The 15,618-nt window shown below is 70.7% G+C and carries 16 protein-coding genes; 13 read left to right on the forward strand and 3 right to left on the reverse strand.

What is annotated here, in order from left to right; translation table 11 throughout:
- Positions 1–3 precede the first annotated feature (3 nt).
- The 5 genes from ABEA24_RS03105 (at position 4) to ABEA24_RS03125 (ending at position 3,382) form a co-directional block, all read left to right on the forward strand.
- On the forward strand, positions 4–810 hold the full coding sequence (locus ABEA24_RS03105) for a phosphatase (protein ID WP_345429067.1): 807 nt from the start codon (positions 4–6) through the stop codon (positions 808–810).
- A gap of 108 nt (positions 811–918) precedes the next feature.
- Complete coding sequence (locus ABEA24_RS03110) at positions 919–1,122, forward strand: helix-turn-helix domain-containing protein (protein WP_067466901.1); 204 nt, start codon at positions 919–921, stop codon at positions 1,120–1,122.
- A gap of 133 nt (positions 1,123–1,255) precedes the next feature.
- Entirely contained in the window at positions 1,256–1,354 is a 99-nt protein-coding gene (locus ABEA24_RS03115; RefSeq protein ID WP_018654693.1) for a 30S ribosomal protein bS22, read from the forward strand.
- Between the two features lie 83 nt (positions 1,355–1,437).
- A complete protein-coding gene (locus tag ABEA24_RS03120; RefSeq protein ID WP_345429068.1) occupies positions 1,438–2,442 on the forward strand; it encodes an NAD-dependent epimerase/dehydratase family protein in 1,005 nt (334 codons plus the stop codon).
- 10 nt (positions 2,443–2,452) lie between these two features.
- On the forward strand, positions 2,453–3,382 hold the full coding sequence (locus tag ABEA24_RS03125) for a lysophospholipid acyltransferase family protein (protein WP_345429069.1): 930 nt from the start codon (positions 2,453–2,455) through the stop codon (positions 3,380–3,382).
- A 293-nt stretch (positions 3,383–3,675) separates the two neighbouring features.
- On the opposite strand, the gene ABEA24_RS03130 is transcribed toward ABEA24_RS03125, so the two are convergent.
- Positions 3,676–4,563: a helix-turn-helix transcriptional regulator gene (locus ABEA24_RS03130; RefSeq protein WP_345429070.1), complete on the reverse strand. Its 888-nt coding sequence runs from the start codon at positions 4,561–4,563 to the stop codon at positions 3,676–3,678.
- Positions 4,564–4,836: 273 nt separating this feature from the next.
- Here ABEA24_RS03130 and ABEA24_RS03135 point away from each other — a divergent pair, with 273 nt between their 5' ends.
- Positions 4,837–5,817, forward strand: coding sequence for an aldo/keto reductase (locus ABEA24_RS03135; RefSeq protein WP_345429071.1), 981 nt, complete (start codon positions 4,837–4,839; stop codon positions 5,815–5,817).
- 102 nt (positions 5,818–5,919) lie between these two features.
- Complete coding sequence (locus ABEA24_RS03140; protein WP_345429072.1) at positions 5,920–6,891, forward strand: aldo/keto reductase; 972 nt, start codon at positions 5,920–5,922, stop codon at positions 6,889–6,891.
- A gap of 332 nt (positions 6,892–7,223) precedes the next feature.
- Here ABEA24_RS03140 and ABEA24_RS03145 read toward each other — a convergent pair whose 3' ends face one another.
- Positions 7,224–8,099 (reverse strand): HAD family hydrolase, encoded by an 876-nt coding sequence (locus tag ABEA24_RS03145; protein WP_345429073.1) that lies wholly within the window; start codon positions 8,097–8,099, stop codon positions 7,224–7,226.
- Positions 8,100–8,163: 64 nt separating this feature from the next.
- Complete coding sequence (locus ABEA24_RS03150) at positions 8,164–8,835, reverse strand: sigma-70 family RNA polymerase sigma factor (protein WP_345429074.1); 672 nt, start codon at positions 8,833–8,835, stop codon at positions 8,164–8,166.
- 145 nt (positions 8,836–8,980) lie between these two features.
- Here ABEA24_RS03150 and ABEA24_RS03155 point away from each other — a divergent pair, with 145 nt between their 5' ends.
- The 6 genes from ABEA24_RS03155 (at position 8,981) to ABEA24_RS03180 (ending at position 15,604) form a co-directional block, all read left to right on the forward strand.
- Entirely contained in the window at positions 8,981–10,543 is a 1,563-nt protein-coding gene (locus tag ABEA24_RS03155) for a putative quinol monooxygenase (protein ID WP_345429075.1), read from the forward strand.
- Entirely contained in the window at positions 10,536–10,781 is a 246-nt protein-coding gene (locus ABEA24_RS03160; protein WP_345429076.1) for a glutaredoxin family protein, read from the forward strand. The genes ABEA24_RS03155 and ABEA24_RS03160 overlap by 8 nt, the downstream gene beginning before the upstream one ends.
- Positions 10,782–11,057: 276 nt before the next feature.
- Complete coding sequence (locus ABEA24_RS03165) at positions 11,058–11,762, forward strand: redox-sensing transcriptional repressor Rex (RefSeq protein WP_345429077.1); 705 nt, start codon at positions 11,058–11,060, stop codon at positions 11,760–11,762.
- Between the two features lie 70 nt (positions 11,763–11,832).
- The gene (locus ABEA24_RS03170; RefSeq protein WP_345429078.1) at positions 11,833–13,098 is read left to right on the forward strand and encodes a glutamyl-tRNA reductase; all 1,266 of its coding nucleotides are present in this window, start codon (positions 11,833–11,835) and stop codon (positions 13,096–13,098) included.
- Between the two features lie 29 nt (positions 13,099–13,127).
- Positions 13,128–14,000 carry a hydroxymethylbilane synthase gene (gene hemC, locus ABEA24_RS03175; RefSeq protein ID WP_345429608.1) on the forward strand — a complete coding sequence of 291 codons (873 nt, stop codon included), beginning with the start codon at positions 13,128–13,130 and terminating at the stop codon, positions 13,998–14,000.
- On the forward strand, positions 13,997–15,604 hold the full coding sequence (locus ABEA24_RS03180; protein ID WP_425551133.1) for a bifunctional uroporphyrinogen-III C-methyltransferase/uroporphyrinogen-III synthase: 1,608 nt from the start codon (positions 13,997–13,999) through the stop codon (positions 15,602–15,604). The genes hemC and ABEA24_RS03180 overlap by 4 nt, the downstream gene beginning before the upstream one ends.
- The last annotated feature ends 14 nt before the right edge of the window (positions 15,605–15,618 follow it).

The following is a 15,618-nucleotide window of genomic DNA, read 5'->3' on the forward strand; positions in this document are numbered from 1 at the left end:
CTCGTGGACGAGCCGGTGCCGACCCGTGACGAGCTGCGGGAGCACCTGGTCCGCACGCTCATTGCGGGGCCGGTCGCCACGCCGCGTCAGGGCAACCTCCTGCACTACCGGCGGATGGCGGCGCGCAAGCCGTACTACCTGTTCGGCCTCGAACTGGAGAACGACTGGACGTTCGATGAGATCTTCGCGCTGATGGTGAAGAAGTGCGGGATCGATCCGGACCCGTCGCACCTGTACGGGGACGACACGATCGACCCGGACCTCACCATCGACGCCCTGGAGGCCATGGCCGGGCGGCTCGGGGAGGCGGCGGAGCGCCGGGAGACGGTGCTGCTGGCCACCGGGCATCCGGCCGGGCTATTGCCGGTGTACCTTGCGGTGGGCCGGGCGCTGCGGGCGCGGGGCTGCCGGGTGCTGACGCCCGCGGCGGGATGGGCGTACGGCGTGGAGACGCCGCGCGGGGTGGAGCGGCGGCACATCCGCTACATCGAGAGCGTCGCGGCGCTGAGCGGCGGCGGGTCGCTGCACCATACGCATGATCCGGACCCGATGCGCGCGATTTTGCGAGAACTTTCCGGAGGTCGCGGACCGTGGCCGGATCTGGCCATCGCGGACCACGGGTGGGCCGGGGCGGCCGGCCAGGAGGGCATCGACACGCTGGGATTTGCGGACTGCAATGACCCCGCCCTGTTCGCAGGGGAGGCGGAGGGGAAGATCCGTACCGTGGTTCCCCTGGACGACAACGTGCTCCCGCATCACTACACGCCGCTCACTGTGTATCTTTTGACACATTCGGACCTGATTGATTGAACTCCCCTCTTGCGACTCGCGATTCACGATTTACGCTGGAGGAAAGTACACGGCCGTGATCAAAGTCACCCAAAGGTCTGACGCGCGGCGTGTGGAAGAGGGCGTCCGATGAGCTCAGGCGAGCGACCTCTGAGCGAGGTCAGGTTTCTGACTGTGGCCGAGGTGGCGTCGGTGATGCGGGTGTCCAAGATGACCGTATACCGCCTCGTTCACTCGGGAGAACTACCGGCGATTCGCGTGGGACGATCGTTCCGCGTACCAGAACAGGCTGTCCACGACTATCTACGGGACGCGTACATCGAAGCGGGCTGACGCTCGGCCTTCGCGGCATAGCGGCGGCCTGCGACCGATCGGCGTCGAGGCGGCGGTACCCTTGGGCACCGGGCCATGTGCCCGCCAAGGGTGCTGATCGCCCGTCTCCTGCTGATCATCGAGTGAGGGTTCCGTGGGCTCTGTCATCAAGAAGCGTCGTAAGCGCATGGCCAAGAAGAAGCACCGTAAGCTGCTGAAGAAGACGCGCATCCAGCGTCGCAACAAGAAGTAACGCAGCCGTCCACGGATGGGGGGACACCGGTGCCTTCGACGCGTCCCTCCGCGAGCGCAGCGCCAGGCCCCGGTTCGAGCCGGGTGGTCCTGGTCACCGGCGTGTCCCGGTTCCTCGGAGCACGGGTGGCCGACGCGCTGCAGGCCGAGCCGAGCATCGAGCGGGTCATCGGCGTCGACACCGTGCCGCCCGCGGCGCCCCTCGGGCGCACCGAGTTCGTCCGGGTCGACATCCGCACGCCGAGCATCGCGAAGGTCATAGATTCGGCGCGGGTGGACACGGTCGTGCACCTCAACCTGGTGACCATGACCGCGGCCGCGCGGATGACGACCAAGGAAGTCAACGTCATCGGCACGATGCAGCTGCTGGCCGCCTGCCAGCGGTCGGCGGCCATGCGCAAGCTCGTGGTGCGCTCGTCCGCGGCGGTGTACGGCTCGTCGCCTCGCGACCCGGCCGTGTTCACCGAGCGGGACGAGCCGGTGGCCCCGCCGACGCACGGCTATGCCAAGGACGCGGTCGAGGTCGAGGGGTACGTCCGTGGCCTGGCCCGGCGCCGCTCCGACCTGACGGTCTCCGTGCTGCGCTTCGCCAACTTCCTCGGCCCCAACGTCGACAATCCGCTGAGCCGCTACTTCCAGATGCCGGTGGTGGCGACGGTGTTCGGCTACGACCCGCGCCTGCAGTTCATCCACGAGGACGACGGGGTCGAGATCCTGCGCCGGATGGCCGTGGAGGACCATCCCGGCACCTTCAACGCGGCCGGCGACGGCGTCGTGCTGCTCTCCCAGGCCCTGCGCCGGGCCGGGCGGCCCATCCTGCCGCTCCCGGCGCCCGCCGTGCAGACGCTCGGCGACGTCGGCCGCAGGTTCGGCGGGCTGAAGGGCTTCTCGCCCGAGATGCTGCGCTGGCTGACGTACGGCCGGGTGATCGACACGACCCGCTTGACGAACGAGCTCTCGTGGCGCCCGAAGTACAGCTCCGAAGAGGCATTCGCGGATTTCGCCGATTCGCAGGGGCTCGGCCACAACCTCCCGACAGGAATCTTTGACCTGGTCACCGGCGGGGTAAGGGGCTTCAGCAGGAGGTGACCACGATCTGATGTCCGAGGAAGCGAGAGCGGAGATGCGCCACGAGGCCGAGGTGATCCCGCTCCACGGCGACAGGCCCGACCGCGGTACCGAGCCGCCGGGAGAGCTCGAGCAGAGGATCGCGGGGGCGCTCCGGTTCGTGCGCCACCGGCTGAACGGCGACTACCAGGTCGACGAGTTCGGCTTCGACCCGGAGCTGAACGACCGCCTGCTGATGCCGCTGGCCCGGCAGCTGTACGAGCGATGGTTCCGCGCCGAGATGTTCGGGTTGGAGAACGTCCCCGACGAGGGACCCGCCCTGGTCGTCGGCAACCACTCCGGCACGCTGCCGCTGGACGGTGTCATGCTGCAGGTCGGGCTGCACGACCACCACCCGGCAAAGCGCAACCTGCGCCTCCTCGGCGCCGACCTCGTCTACCAGATCCCGGTCCTGGCCCACCTCGCCCGCAAGAGCGGCCACACGCTGGCCTGCCAGGCCGACGCCGCGCGCCTGCTGGCAAAGCGCGAACTGGTCGGGGTGTTCCCCGAAGGGTTCAAGGGCGTCGGCAAGCCGTACAGCCAGCGGTACAAGCTCCAGCGGTTCGGCAGGGGCGGGTTCGTCGCCACCGCGCTGCGCGCCCAGGTGCCGATCATCCCGGCCGCGATCGTCGGCGCGGAGGAGATCTACCCGAAGATCGCCGACCTGCGGTCGATCGCCCGGCTCTTCGGCCTGCCGTACTTCCCGATCACGCCGACGTGGCCGATGTTCGGGCTGCTCGGCCTGGTGCCGCTGCCCTCCAAGTGGATCATCGCGTTCGGCGAGCCGATCATGACGGACGAGTACGACCCCGAGCAGGCCGACGACCACATGACCGTGCTCAACCTGACCGACCAGGTCCGCGAGACGATCCAGAACATGCTGTACGACCTGCTCCGCCGTCGCGCCTCGATCTTCTTCTGACCGAGCCGGCGGGGCCGGCGCGAAAAAAGGCGCGGGTCACCACCATGGAGGCGACCTGTAAAGGCCAGCCGGCGACGCGATCGTGGCGACAGTGGCTGGCGGGCAGCGCGCTGCACTAGTGGAATACGCGCGGGCTGCCGTTGGACGCTCGGCGACCGCGAACCCGCATCTCCGTATGTAGATCACTGCGCGGCCGGCGTTCAGCTGCTGGCGTGAGATCCCCGCAGTAACTCGCAATAGCGCACCGCGAAGCTGCCCAGGTGACGTTGCTCGCGTTGTGGGTGTCGCCCGTGTCAGCTGGCTGGGTTGTGTGTCTCGTCGGGGGCGTGCGGCCCGGCGGTGGAGGTGCTGGTCCAGCTGGAGAGGATGTTGAGGGCCTCGGCGGAGCGGGAGGCGGGTTCGGGGGTGTAGATGACGATCGTCTGGTCGGGGTCGCCTTCGACGGCCAGGACCACGTAGTCGAGGGTGAGGTCGCCGACGAGCGGGTGGCGCAGGCGTTTGGTTCCGGTGGTGTGGGCGAGGACATCGTGGTCGGCCCACATGCGGCGGAAGGTGCCGCTGTGCAGGGACAGCTCACCGATCAGTTCGGTGAGCTGTGGGTCGTCTGGCTGGCGTCCGGAGTACAGGCGCAGCGTGGCCACGCAGTCGCCGGCGACCCGCTCCCAGTCGGTGTACAGCGTGCGGGCGGTTTCGTCGAGGAAGACGAAGCGGGCGGCGTTACGTTCGCGGTGGGGTCGGGCTTCGAAGTCGGTGATGAGGGCGTAGCCGAGTCGGTTGGCCGTCAGGACGTCCATGCGTCGCCCCAGGACCATGGCGGGGACACTGAGTGATTCCAGGGCTCGATAGACGGCCGGGCGGACCCTTTGCGGGGCGAGCGGTCGCTTGCGGCGAGTCCGGGCCGCAGTGGGCTGGGCGAGATCGAAGAGGTGGGCGCGTTCGGTGTCGTCCAGTTGCAGGGCGCGGGCGACGGCCTCCAGAACGGTTTCGGAGACGCCCCGGGTGTGGCCCCGCTCCAGGCGGATGTAGTAGTCGACGCTGACCCCGGCGAGTTGGGCGGCTTCCTCGCGGCGCAGTCCCGGCACCCGGCGGGCGCCCGGGTGCGGGGCGATGCCGGCCTGCTCGGGGGTGATCCGTGCCCGGCGGGTGCGCAGGAACTCACGGATCTCGGTACTGCGGTCCATGCGTCCACCGTACGGCGGGTCCCGGCTGGTCGGGGCCATGGAGGGGGTACTGGCAGACCCCCGGTGGAGCGGTACCCCGCACGGGGGTCCGGGCGGGGCTGTCGGGTGGTTGTCTGGATAGCGGACCCGCTGAGCGGCATGAGCGGCTCGACCCGGCTGACATTGCCGAGGGGATCGCCTACATCGTGACCTGGCCTCGGCACGCCTCGATCGCCGAACCCTCGGTTATGCCCACCGACCAGGCCTGACGGCCGCCACGACAAGGAGTATCCGATGAAACACGTATCCCTGGGTGGGCTTGATGTCTCTCGCATCGGCCTGGGGGCCATGACCATGGCCGGCACCTACACGACGGGCGGGGGACTCGATGACGCAGAGTCGATCCGCACCATCCACCGGGCGCTGGGCCTCGGGGTCACCCACATCGACACCGCCGAGATCTACGGCCCCTTCCACAGCGAAGAAGTCGTTGGTAAGGCCATCAAGGGCCGGCGCGACGACGTTGTCGTGGCGACGAAGTTCGGTCTGGTCTCCCACTCCGGTGGCGGCCCCGGCGTTACCGACAGTAGCGCCGGCAACGTGAGGGCCGCGGTCGAAGGCTCGCTCAAGCGGCTCGGCACCGATTACATCGACCTCTACTACCAGCACCGCGTCGACCCGAACACTCCCATCGAGGAGACCGTCGGCGCGCTGGCCGAGCTGGTTGCCGAGGGCAAGGTGCGCCACATCGGGCTGTCCGAGGCCGGCCCCGAGACGATCCGCAGGGCGCACGCCGTGCATCCGGTGGCCGCGCTGCAGACGGAATACTCCCTGTGGACCCGCGACGTCGAGGCCAAGATCCTCCCGCTGCTGCGCGAGCTCGGTATCGGATTCGTTCCCTACTCGCCGCTCGGGCACGGTCTTCTGACCGGGCAGATCCGCACTGTCGACGATTTCGCCGATGACGACTGGCGCAAGACCAACCCGCGTTTCACCGGCGAGAACTTCCAACGCAACCTGCGCATCGTCGACGAAGTGCAGGCCATCGGCGCCGAGATCGGAGCCACGCCGGCACAGACCGCGCTGGCGTGGCTGCTGACCCGCGGCGACGACATCGCCCCCATCCCCGGAACCCGGCGGGTCTCGCGCGTCGAAGAAAACACCGCCGCCGACGGCATCGAACTCAGTGCCACTCAGCTCGACCGTTTGAACAACCTCACCCCGGCCTCGGGCGAGCGCCACGACGAGGCGAACATGGCCAGCATCGACCGCTGAACACCGTCGCCCGGCCGGCCGCAGAACTGGCGGCAGCTCGAACCTGTGCACTTCTGAGCCCGGCTTGACTTAGAGCGCGCTCTAAGGGGGAGTCTGGTCGCCATGGAGAAGAGAAGACTGGGCACGCAGGGACTCGAAGTGTCGGCGCTCGGCCTGGGCTGCATGGGCATGACCTGGGCGTACGGTCAGGGCGACGACCAGGAGTCCACCGCCACGATCCACCGGGCGCTGGAGCTCGGCTGTGACTTCTTCGACACGGCCGAGATCTACGGCCCCTGGACCAACGAGGAGCTCCTCGGCCGGGCGCTGAGCGGCCGCCGTGACGAGGCGGTCATCGCCACGAAGTTCGGCTGGGACATCGACGAGAACGGCGAGCGTCAGGGCCTGAACAGCCGTCCCGAGCACATCAAGCAGGTGCTGGAGCAGCAGCTGCGGCGTCTCGGCACCGACCACGTCGACCTGCTCTACCAGCACCGCGTCGACCCGGAGGTGCCGATCGAGGACGTCGCCGGCACCGTCGGCGAGCTGGTCCAGGAGGGCAAGGTCCGGTTCTTCGGCCTGTCCGAGGCCGGCGCGGAGACGATCCGCCGGGCCCACGCCGCGTTCCCCGTGTCGGCACTGCAGTCGGAGTACTCGCTGTGGGAGCGGGCACTGGACGACGAGATCCTGCCGGCCATCCGGGAGCTCGGCATCGGCCTCGTGCCGTACTCGCCGCTCGGGCGCGGTTTCCTGACCGGCGACGTCCGCCGGGCCGAGGAGTACGGGGAGGACGACTACCGTCGCAACGACCCGCGCTTCCAGGGCGCCAACTACGACGCCAACGTCAAGGCCGCGGAGGCCGTCCGGGAGATGGCCGCGAGCAAGGGCGTGACGGCGGCGCAGCTGGCCCTGGCCTGGCTGCTGCACCAGGGGCAGGACGTCGCGCCGATCCCCGGCACCAAGCGGCGTGCGAGGCTCGAGGAGAACCTCGCCGCCGCCGAGATCAAGCTCAGCGAGGCGGAGCTGAAGGAGCTGGAGCTGCCGGTCGCCGGCGCCCGCTACCCGGAGGCCATGCTGCGCCTCAGCGGCCGCTGAGCGGACGCGACAGGGCCCGCCAGGGCGGCACCTCGGGGGTGCCTCGCCCCTGGCGGGCTCCGTCGTCCTGGGAACGATGTCGTTACGTGGGGCCGGGTCGTGTCCGGCGCGCCGCGTCGTGCGTCGGGCCCGGGGTCGTTCACGGTGGCGGACGGCTCGCGGCGTGCCACGGCCCGGCCGTTGGTCGTCAGCCCGCACCCGGTTCAGCGCGGCTGGGGTCGTGGCGGCGGAGGGTCATTCCGGCGGCGATGGCGCCTGCGGCGGCTCAGCGGTCGCGGTGGTGACGGAGGGCCGCTCCGGCGGCGATGGCGCCTGCGGGCACCCGCTGCGGCTCAGCGGTCGCGGTAGTGGCGGCGGAGCGCGATGCCGGCGGCGACCCCGCCGACGAGGGCTCCGGCTCCGGCGGCGGTCGGCAGCGCGACCATGGTGACCTTGCGGCCGGTGCGGAAGTCATGGACCGGCCAGCCGTGTTCGCGGGCGTGCTCGCGGAGGTCGGCGTCGGGGTTGACCGCGTGGGGATGGCCGACCGCGGTCAGCATCGGCAGGTCGTTGTAGGAGTCGCTGTACGCCGAGCAGCGCGACAGGTCCAGGCCCTCGCGCTTGGCGAGCGCCCGCACGGCACCGGCCTTGGCGGGGCCGTGCAGGAGGTGACCGACCAGCCGCCCGGTGTAGACGCCGTTCTCGGTCTCGGCGACGGTGCCGAGGGCGCCGGTCAGGCCGAGCCGGTGCGAGATGATCCGGGCGAGCTCGACCGGCGTGGCCGTGACGAGCCAGACCTGCTGGCCGGCGTCCAGGTGCTTGAGCGCGAGGGCACGCGTGCCGTGCCAGATCCGGTCGGCCATCTTCTCGTCGTAGATCTCCTCGCAGAGGCTGACGAGCTCGCTCACGCTGCGCCCGGCGACGAACGCCAGGGCGGCCTCGCGCGCGGTGCTGATGTGCTCGGCGTTCTCCGAGCCGCGCATCCGGAACGACGCCTGACCCAGCGCGAACAGCGCCAGGTCGCGGAAGGTGAACAGCTTGCGGGCGGCGAGGCCGCGCGCGAAGTGGTAGATCGACGCGCCTCGGATCAACGTGTTGTCGACGTCGAAGAACGCCGCGGCACCGGGATCGGGCACCGCAGGCGGCTCGTCGATCTCCGCAGCCGCCGCGGCCGCCTCACCTGCCAGTTCGGCGTCCTCGGCATCGTCACCCCATGGCCACAACCGCATGAGACGAGGGTAACCACTTTCGATCAGCCGTAATCGACAGGGACCGTCAGTCATCAGTGTCGCTTCAGTGAACATCGGGCGGGACGGACCGGGCGAGGGAGCGCACGGCGCGGTGCTGGAGCGCCTTGATCGCCCCGCTGTTCTTTCCCATGATCACGGCGGTCTCGGCGACCGAGAGGCCGTGCAGGAACCGCAGGACGACGCACTCGCGCTGTTCCGAGCCCAGGGCCCGGACCGCCGAGAACAGCGCCCGGTGCGTGAAGGAGTCGAGGACGGCGCGCTCGGGGCCCTCCTCCCAGCGGTCCCCGTCATCGGGCTCCGCCGTGCAGATCTCGAGCCGGTACCGGCTGGACTTGAAGTGGTCCAGGACGAGATTGCGGGCGATGGTGACGAGCCAGGCGCCGAAGTCCTTGCCCTGCCAGGTGAACACGCTCATCCGGCGCAGCGCCCGCAGGAACGTCTCGCTGGTGAGGTCCTCGGCGAGGGGGTGTGCGCCGACGCGGTAGTAGACGTAGCGGTAGACGAGGTCGACGTAGCGGCCGTACAGGGCGGCGAAGGCGTCGGACTCGCCGGCCCGGGCCCGGAGCACGAGGTCACGCAGCTCGTCCTGGTCGTCGGCGGGTTTCGGGGCGACCGTGCCGCCGGTCGCCTCGGGGGACGCGAGAGGGGGATCGAGGGTGAGACTGCGCATCCAGTACTCCTCGGTGCTGAGCGGCCACCGGATGTGTGCGGACATGCTAGATACCAGCGAGTAACTATGGCAATGGCGGCCGATGACGAATCAGCTCGTATATCCGCTCATGCAGCGCATAGCGATTTCCGCGGGCGGACCGGGCGATCCGTTACCTGTCCACTCCAGTGATCGGGCACCATGGGGGGCGATGGTCAACGTCGCGGTGGCACTTTTGGCGACCCTCGCCGCCTTCGGGTGCGCGGGGCTGCTCGCCGTGCGCGCGTTCCCCGAGCGGCGGATCTACCTCTTCGCCTGGACGGGCACGCTCGCCGCCCTCGGCCTCGCGCTGGGCGCGATGACCGCCGGGTTCGCGACGGGCTTCTCGCCCGCCCTGCTGCGGTTCGTGGAGCTGTTCGGCGGGCTGCTGGCACCGTTCAGCCTGGCGCTCGGCGTCGTCGAGCTGGTGGCCCGCACGGTGCAGGCGCGCTTCGCGGCACGGCTCATCGCCGGCTCGTACGTCGTCGTGGCCGTGGTCATCATCCTGCTCGACCCCATCATCGGCACCTTCGGCAAGAGCCTGCCGAAGGTCCCCGGTCACTATTCGTCGCTGCCCAAGCTCATCCTCGACGGGGGCCACGTCTTCGCGGTCGTGTCGCTCGTCTCCTGCGTCGCGGTCACCGCGATGCGCGGCAACAAGCGCGACCGCGCCGCCACCGAGATCATGCTCACCGTGGCCATGGTCGCGCTCGCGGGGGTGCTCGTGGTCACCGCGACGCGCGGCTTCCTGCCCGGACCGCTGGCGCCGCTCGCGCTCGGCGGCGCCGTCGCCCTGATCTGGTTCGGGACCGCCCGCGTGCTGCCGCAGCAGGCCCACGACGACGAAGACGAAGAAGAAGCGGAGCCGTACGACGAGATGTCCAACTACGCAGGGCAGCCTCCCCACGGGCGGCCATCGGTTCCGCAGCAGGGCATCCCTCCCCAGGGCCGGCCGGCGGGCGGGCAGTACTCCGGCCAGCCGTCGTTCGCGCCGGCGCCCGGGACGTCGGGACCGCTGCCGTTCCCCTTCGGGCAGTACGGCCGGATCACCATGTACACCCTGATCGACGGGCACCAGGAGGCGTTCGACCGGCTGGCCGCCGAGGTCACCCGCACGGTGATCGAGCGCGACCCGGGCACTCTGGTCTACGCCTGCCACTCCGTCGACAACGCGCCGCTGCAGCGGATCTTCTACCAGCTCTTCCACGACGCCGCCGCGGTGGAGAACCACACGCGGCAGCCGCACGTCCAGCGGTTCGCGGCCGAGGCGCGGACCCACGTCGCGGGCACGAACGTCATCGAGCTGACCACCACCGCCGCGAAGGTCGCGCCGCCGCCCGACGCCCAGCGTCCGCCGCAGAACGGGCACCGTCCGCCCCACGAGGCCGCCCGCCCGGCGTACGAGCCCCCGCGTCCGGCCCAGGAGCCGCCGAGGCCGCAGTACTCGACCGGGGAGTCCCCGAGGCCGCAGTACTCGACCCAGGACACGCCGAGGCCCGCGTATGCGGCCCAGGAGCCGCCCAGGCCGCAGCACCCGGCCCAGCGGCCGATCCACGATCCGAATCGCCTGCCCCACGACGCGACCGCCCCGCGCCCCGCTCCGCATGACGTGACCGGCCCGCGTCCGGCTCCCCACGACGTGACCGGCCCGCGCCCGGCCCCTCCGCGACCGAACGGGCACCCCTCCCAGCCGCCCCACCCGTCGAACCCGTCCGTACGCTGGCCTCATGGCTGACACGTCCCGCGTCCTGCTGCTCGGAAAGCCGGGCTGCCACCTGTGCGACGACGCGCGCGAGGTGATCTCGCGCGTCTGCGGCGACCTCGGCGTCGGCTGGGAGGAGCGCGACATCACCGCCTCCGAGGAGGACACGCGGCGCTACTGGGACCAGATCCCGGTCACGTTCGTCGACGGCGTGCAGCACGACTTCTGGCGGGTCGACGAGCGTCGCCTGCGCACCGCTCTGAGCTCCTGACCGTCCGCCTTTACCGTAGGTGCCGGTGAGGTGTCGATGTCTCGTTGGTCACATCCTCCGCGGCCGGGAGAAGCGGCCGCAGCGCCCGGGAGACGCCGCTGAGCTGCGCGCCGACGGGGTTTCCGGCATCCCCTGGCGGTTCCGGGGGCGGCGAGCGGCGTGAGACCCGACTTTGTGCGCGCGTTCACAAAGGCTTAATCTGAGGAAAGTCCAGGCGACCGGGCCGACGGGCGACTCAGGACCGGCCGCGTCGTCGAGTCCTAAAAGAGCAGGCTTGTGACCCGTCGATCCACCCTCGGTGCGCGAAACCGGGGCATCCCAGAGGCGACCGTGGCCAGGCTTCCGGTCTACCTCCGCGCCTTGCACACGCTCGCCGACCGCGGCATCGTCACCGTCTCGTCGGAGGAGCTCGCCGCCGCCGCGGGCGTCAATTCGGCCAAGCTCCGCAAGGACCTGTCGCACCTCGGGTCGTACGGCACCCGGGGTGTCGGCTATGAGGTGCAGTACCTCGTCTACCAGATCTCCCGTGAGCTGGGCCTCACCCAGGACTGGTCGGTGGCCATCGTCGGCCTCGGTAACCTCGGCCGCGCCCTCGCGGGGTACGGCGGGTTCGCCTCCCGTGGTTTCCGGATGGCCGCGCTGCTGGACGCCGATCCGGCGATCGTGGGGGAGCGCATCAACGGCCTGACCGTCGAGCACATCGACAAGCTCGAGCATGTGATCACGGACTGCGGGATCTCGATCGCGGTGCTGGCGGTGCCCGCGTCGGCCGCCCAGGCGGTCTGTGATCGGGTGGTGGCGAGCGGGGTCACGAGCATCCTGAACTTCGCCCCTGTTGTCCTGACTGTGCCAGATGGGGTCGATGTGCGTAAGGTCGACCTGTCGATCGAGCTTCAAATCCTCGCGTTCCACGAGCAGCGGAAGGCCGGAGGCCCCGCCGGAGTGGAACACGAGTATCTCGAGGCGGTGGATGGCCAATGAGCCGAGCGGGTGTGCCGATACGGCCGCGTACGCGCTGCTCAGGGCCCGCAGGTGAGGGACGGGAACACCAGTGAGCATTCTCGTGGTCGGGCTGAGTCACCGCAGCGCCCCCGTCGCGCTGCTGGAACGCGCCGCGGTCACCGGCGAGCGCCTCGTCAAGCTGCTGCACGACGTGCACGGCGCTCCGAACGTCGGCGGCGTCGTGGTCGTCTCGACGTGCAACCGCATCGAGGTGTACGCCGACGTCGACAAGTTCCACGCGGGCGTCTCGGCCATCTCCGAGCTGCTCTCCCGGCACTCGGACGTGCCGCTGGACGAGTTGTCCCGGCACCTGTACGTCCACTACGAGGAGCGCGCGGTCCAGCACGTCTTCTCGGTGGCCTGCGGCCTGGACTCCATGGTCGTCGGCGAGGGCCAGATCGCCGGTCAGCTCCGCACCGCCCTCAAGCTCGCCCAGAAGTACGGCACCGTCGACCGGGCGCTGAACGAGGCGATCCAGCAGGCGCTGCGCGTCGGCAAGCGGGCGCGCAACGAGACCGGCATCGACCGGGCGGGCGCGTCCCTCGTCAGCGTGGGGCTGAGCCGGGCGGGCTCCCTGGAGGGCCGGCGGGCCCTCGTGGTGGGCGCCGGTTCGATGAGCTCCCTGGCGGTCGCGACGCTCGCCCGGGAAGGCGTCGGCGAGATCGTCATCGCCAACCGCACCTTTGAACGCGGCGTCCGCCTGGCCAAGGCGACCGAGGCCCCGGCGCGGGCGATCCGGCTCGCGGACCTGCGGGAGGCGATGGCCGAGGCGGACATCGTCGTCTCGTGCACCGGCGCCACGGGCCTCGTCATCACCCCGGACATGGTTCGGGGCCCGGTGTTCCTGCTCGATCTCGCCCTGCCGCACGACGTCGACCGGGCGGTCCGCGACCTGCCCGGCGTCACCCTCGTGGGCCTGGACGACCTCAGCGAGTCCGACGACGCGCCGGCCGAGGCCGACACCGACGCCGTCCGGCGGATCGTGTGCGAGGAGGTCAAGGCCTTCCAGCTCGGCCTCGTCGCGGCGACGGTCGCCCCGACGGTGGTCGCGCTGCGCAGCAAGGCGGCGGAGGTCGTCGAGGCCGAGCTCGGCCGGCTCGGCGGCCGGCTGCCCGAGCTGGACGACCGGGCGCGGCAGGAGATCGCCCAGACCGTACGCCGCGTCGTCGACAAGCTGCTGCACGCCCCGACCGTGCGCGTGAAAGAGTTGGCGGGTTCCCCGGGCGGCGACACATACGCCGACGCGCTGCGCGAACTCTTTGATCTCGATCCCAAGGCCCCGGAGTCGGTCATCCGGGCGGAGGATGTCCTGTGATTCTGAAACTCGGTACCCGGCGCAGCCTGATGGCGATGACCCAGTCCGGGCTGGTCGCCGACGAGCTGACCGCCCGTACCGGCCGGGCCGTCGAGCTCGTCGGCGTGACCACCGAAGGCGACGTCTCCAAGGCGCAGCTCGCCCAGATCGGCGGCACGGGCGTGTTCGTCAACGGGCTGCGCGAGCGGCTCCTCTCCGGTGAGATCGACTTCGCGGTCCACTCGCTGAAGGACCTGCCCACCGGGCCCGCCGAGGGCATCACGCTCGCGGCGATCCCGCCGCGCGACGACCCCCGGGACGCCCTGTGCGGGCCGGCCAAGCTCGCCGACCTGCGGCGCGGCGCCAGGATCGGCACCGGGTCGCCGCGCCGGGTGGCGCAGCTGCGCGCGCTCCGCCCCGACCTCGACGTCGTGCCGATCCGCGGCAACGCCGACACGCGGCTGCGGAAGGTCACCGACGGCGAGGTGGACGCGGTCGTGCTGGCGTTCGCCGGGCTGACCCGGATCGACCGGCTGGAGGCCGTCTCGGAGATCTTCGAGCCGGACCAGATGCTGCCCGCGCCGGGCCAGGGGGCCCTCGCCGTGGAGTGCCGGTCCGACCGCGCCGATCTCATCGAGCTCCTCGCCACCCTCGACCACGCTCCGACCAGGGCGGCGGTTACCGCCGAGCGGATGCTCCTGGCCACGCTGGAGGCGGGCTGCTCGGCTCCCGTGGGCGCATACGCTGCGTGGTACGACGAAATCGTGCATCTGACCGGCGTCGTTGTCGGGTATGACGGTGAACGGCAGATTCGGTTGTCCGAAAGCGGCTCCCCTGACGATTCCGAGCGCCTGGGACGCGATCTCGCGCTCCGGATGCTCGCGGAGGGGGCCGACCAGTTGATGGGGGAGAGCACATCTTGAGCCCCGCGAGCAAGAAAGCCGTGACCGACGAGGGCGAGGCCCCCGCGAAGTCCGGCGCGACGGCGTCCGGCGAGCGGCAGGGCCGGGTGGCCTTCGTCGGCGTCGGCCCGGGCGATCCGGAACTCCTGACGCTGCGCGCGGTCAGAATCCTCGGCACGGCCGACGTCATCGTGGTCCACGAGACGATGGCGTCGCTGTTCAGCGCGCACTTCAACCCCGCCGCCGAGGTGATCGGCCCGGCGGGGGCCAGCCTCGTGAGCCTGGCCCGTTCGGGCAAGGTCGTCGCCCGGGTGCTCGGCGGCGACCCCGGCCTGAGCTGCGCCCTCACCGAAGAGGCCAAGGTCTGCGCCAAGTCCAAGGTCCCGTTCGAGATCGTCCCGGGCGTCTCCTCGGTCACCGGTGTCCCCGGCTACGCCGGGGTCCCGCTGATCGACGGCAAGCACCGTGACGTCGTGGTCGTCGACGCCCAGGAGGGCGGCGTCGACTGGAGCGCCCACGCCGGCGCGGCGACGCTCGTGATCCTCGGCGCGGAGCACACCATCGGCGAGATCGCCAAGGGCCTCATGGTCGCCGGGCGGTCCGACACGACGCCGGTGGCGGTCACCTCGATGGGCACGACGACCGAGCAGTACACCGTCGACTCCACGCTCGCGAAGGTCGCCTCCGAAACCAAGCACCTGGAGTCGCCCGCGCTGCTCGTCGTCGGCGACATCGTCCGCTGGCGCGAGAAACTGTCGTGGTTCGAGACCAAGCCGCTGTTCGGCTGGCGGGTCCTCGTGCCCCGGACGAAGGAGCAGGCGGCCTCGCTGTCCGACCAGCTCCGCTCGTACGGCGCCGTCCCCGACGAGGTGCCCACCATCTCGGTGGAGCCCCCGCGCACGCCCCAGCAGATGGAGCGTGCCATCAAGGGCCTGGTGACCGGCCGCTACGAGTGGGTCGTCTTCACCTCCACGAACGCCGTACGCGCCGTGCGTGAGCGGTTCGAGCAGTACGGCCTGGACGCCCGCGCCTTCGCCGGCCTGAAGGTCGCGGCCGTCGGCGAGCAGACCGCCGCCGCGCTGGTGGAGTTCGGCGTCAAGCCCGACCTCTCCCCGAAGGACCAGCAGTCCTCCGAGGGCCTCCTGGAGGTCTGGCCGCCGTACGACAAGGACCTGGACCCGATCAACCGGGTGCTGCTGCCGCGCGCCGACATCGCCACCGAGACGCTCGTCGCCGGGCTCACCGAGCTCGGTTGGGAGTGCGACGACGTCACCGCCTACCGGACCGTACGCGCCGCTCCGCCGCCCGCCCCGATCCGCGAGGCGATCAAGGGCGGCGGGTTCGACGCGGTGCTGTTCACCTCGTCCTCGACGGTCCGCAACCTCATCGGCATCGCCGGCAAGCCGCACAACGTCACCGTGATCGCCTGCATCGGGCCGCAGACCGCGCAGACCGCCGAGGAGTACGGCCTGCGCGTCGACGTCATGGCGGACAAACCGTCGGCCAGTGCCCTCGCCGAGGCGCTGGCGGAGTACGGTGCCAAGCGGCGGGCCGCCCAGGCCGAGGCCGGCGACCCGCTCCGCAAGCCGAGTGAGATGCGCCGCGGCGCGCGCCGGCGCAAGTAATCGCTGAAAGAGGG

Origin of the sequence: Actinoallomurus vinaceus (assembly GCF_039542055.1) — a bacterium.
GTDB classification, from domain to species: Bacteria; Actinomycetota; Actinomycetes; order Streptosporangiales; family Streptosporangiaceae; genus Actinoallomurus; species Actinoallomurus vinaceus.

Excerpts from the sequence above, each read along its gene's own strand:
- ABEA24_RS03160 (WP_345429076.1), top strand. The coding sequence starts at position 10,536 with ATGGCTGACACGTCCCGCGTCCTGCTGCTCGGAAAGCCGGGCTGCCAC.
- ABEA24_RS03140 (WP_345429072.1), top strand. The coding sequence starts at position 5,920 with ATGGAGAAGAGAAGACTGGGCACGCAGGGACTCGAAGTGTCGGCGCTC.
- ABEA24_RS03110 (WP_067466901.1), top strand. The coding sequence starts at position 919 with ATGAGCTCAGGCGAGCGACCTCTGAGCGAGGTCAGGTTTCTGACTGTG.
- ABEA24_RS03150 (WP_345429074.1), bottom strand. The coding sequence starts at position 8,835 with ATGTCCGCACACATCCGGTGGCCGCTCAGCACCGAGGAGTACTGGATG.
- ABEA24_RS03135 (WP_345429071.1), top strand. The coding sequence starts at position 4,837 with ATGAAACACGTATCCCTGGGTGGGCTTGATGTCTCTCGCATCGGCCTG.
- ABEA24_RS03155 (WP_345429075.1), top strand. The coding sequence starts at position 8,981 with ATGGTCAACGTCGCGGTGGCACTTTTGGCGACCCTCGCCGCCTTCGGG.
- ABEA24_RS03130 (WP_345429070.1), bottom strand. The coding sequence starts at position 4,563 with ATGGACCGCAGTACCGAGATCCGTGAGTTCCTGCGCACCCGCCGGGCA.
- ABEA24_RS03125 (WP_345429069.1), top strand. The coding sequence starts at position 2,453 with ATGTCCGAGGAAGCGAGAGCGGAGATGCGCCACGAGGCCGAGGTGATC.
- ABEA24_RS03145 (WP_345429073.1), bottom strand. The coding sequence starts at position 8,099 with ATGCGGTTGTGGCCATGGGGTGACGATGCCGAGGACGCCGAACTGGCA.
- hemC (WP_345429608.1), top strand. The coding sequence starts at position 13,128 with ATGGCGATGACCCAGTCCGGGCTGGTCGCCGACGAGCTGACCGCCCGT.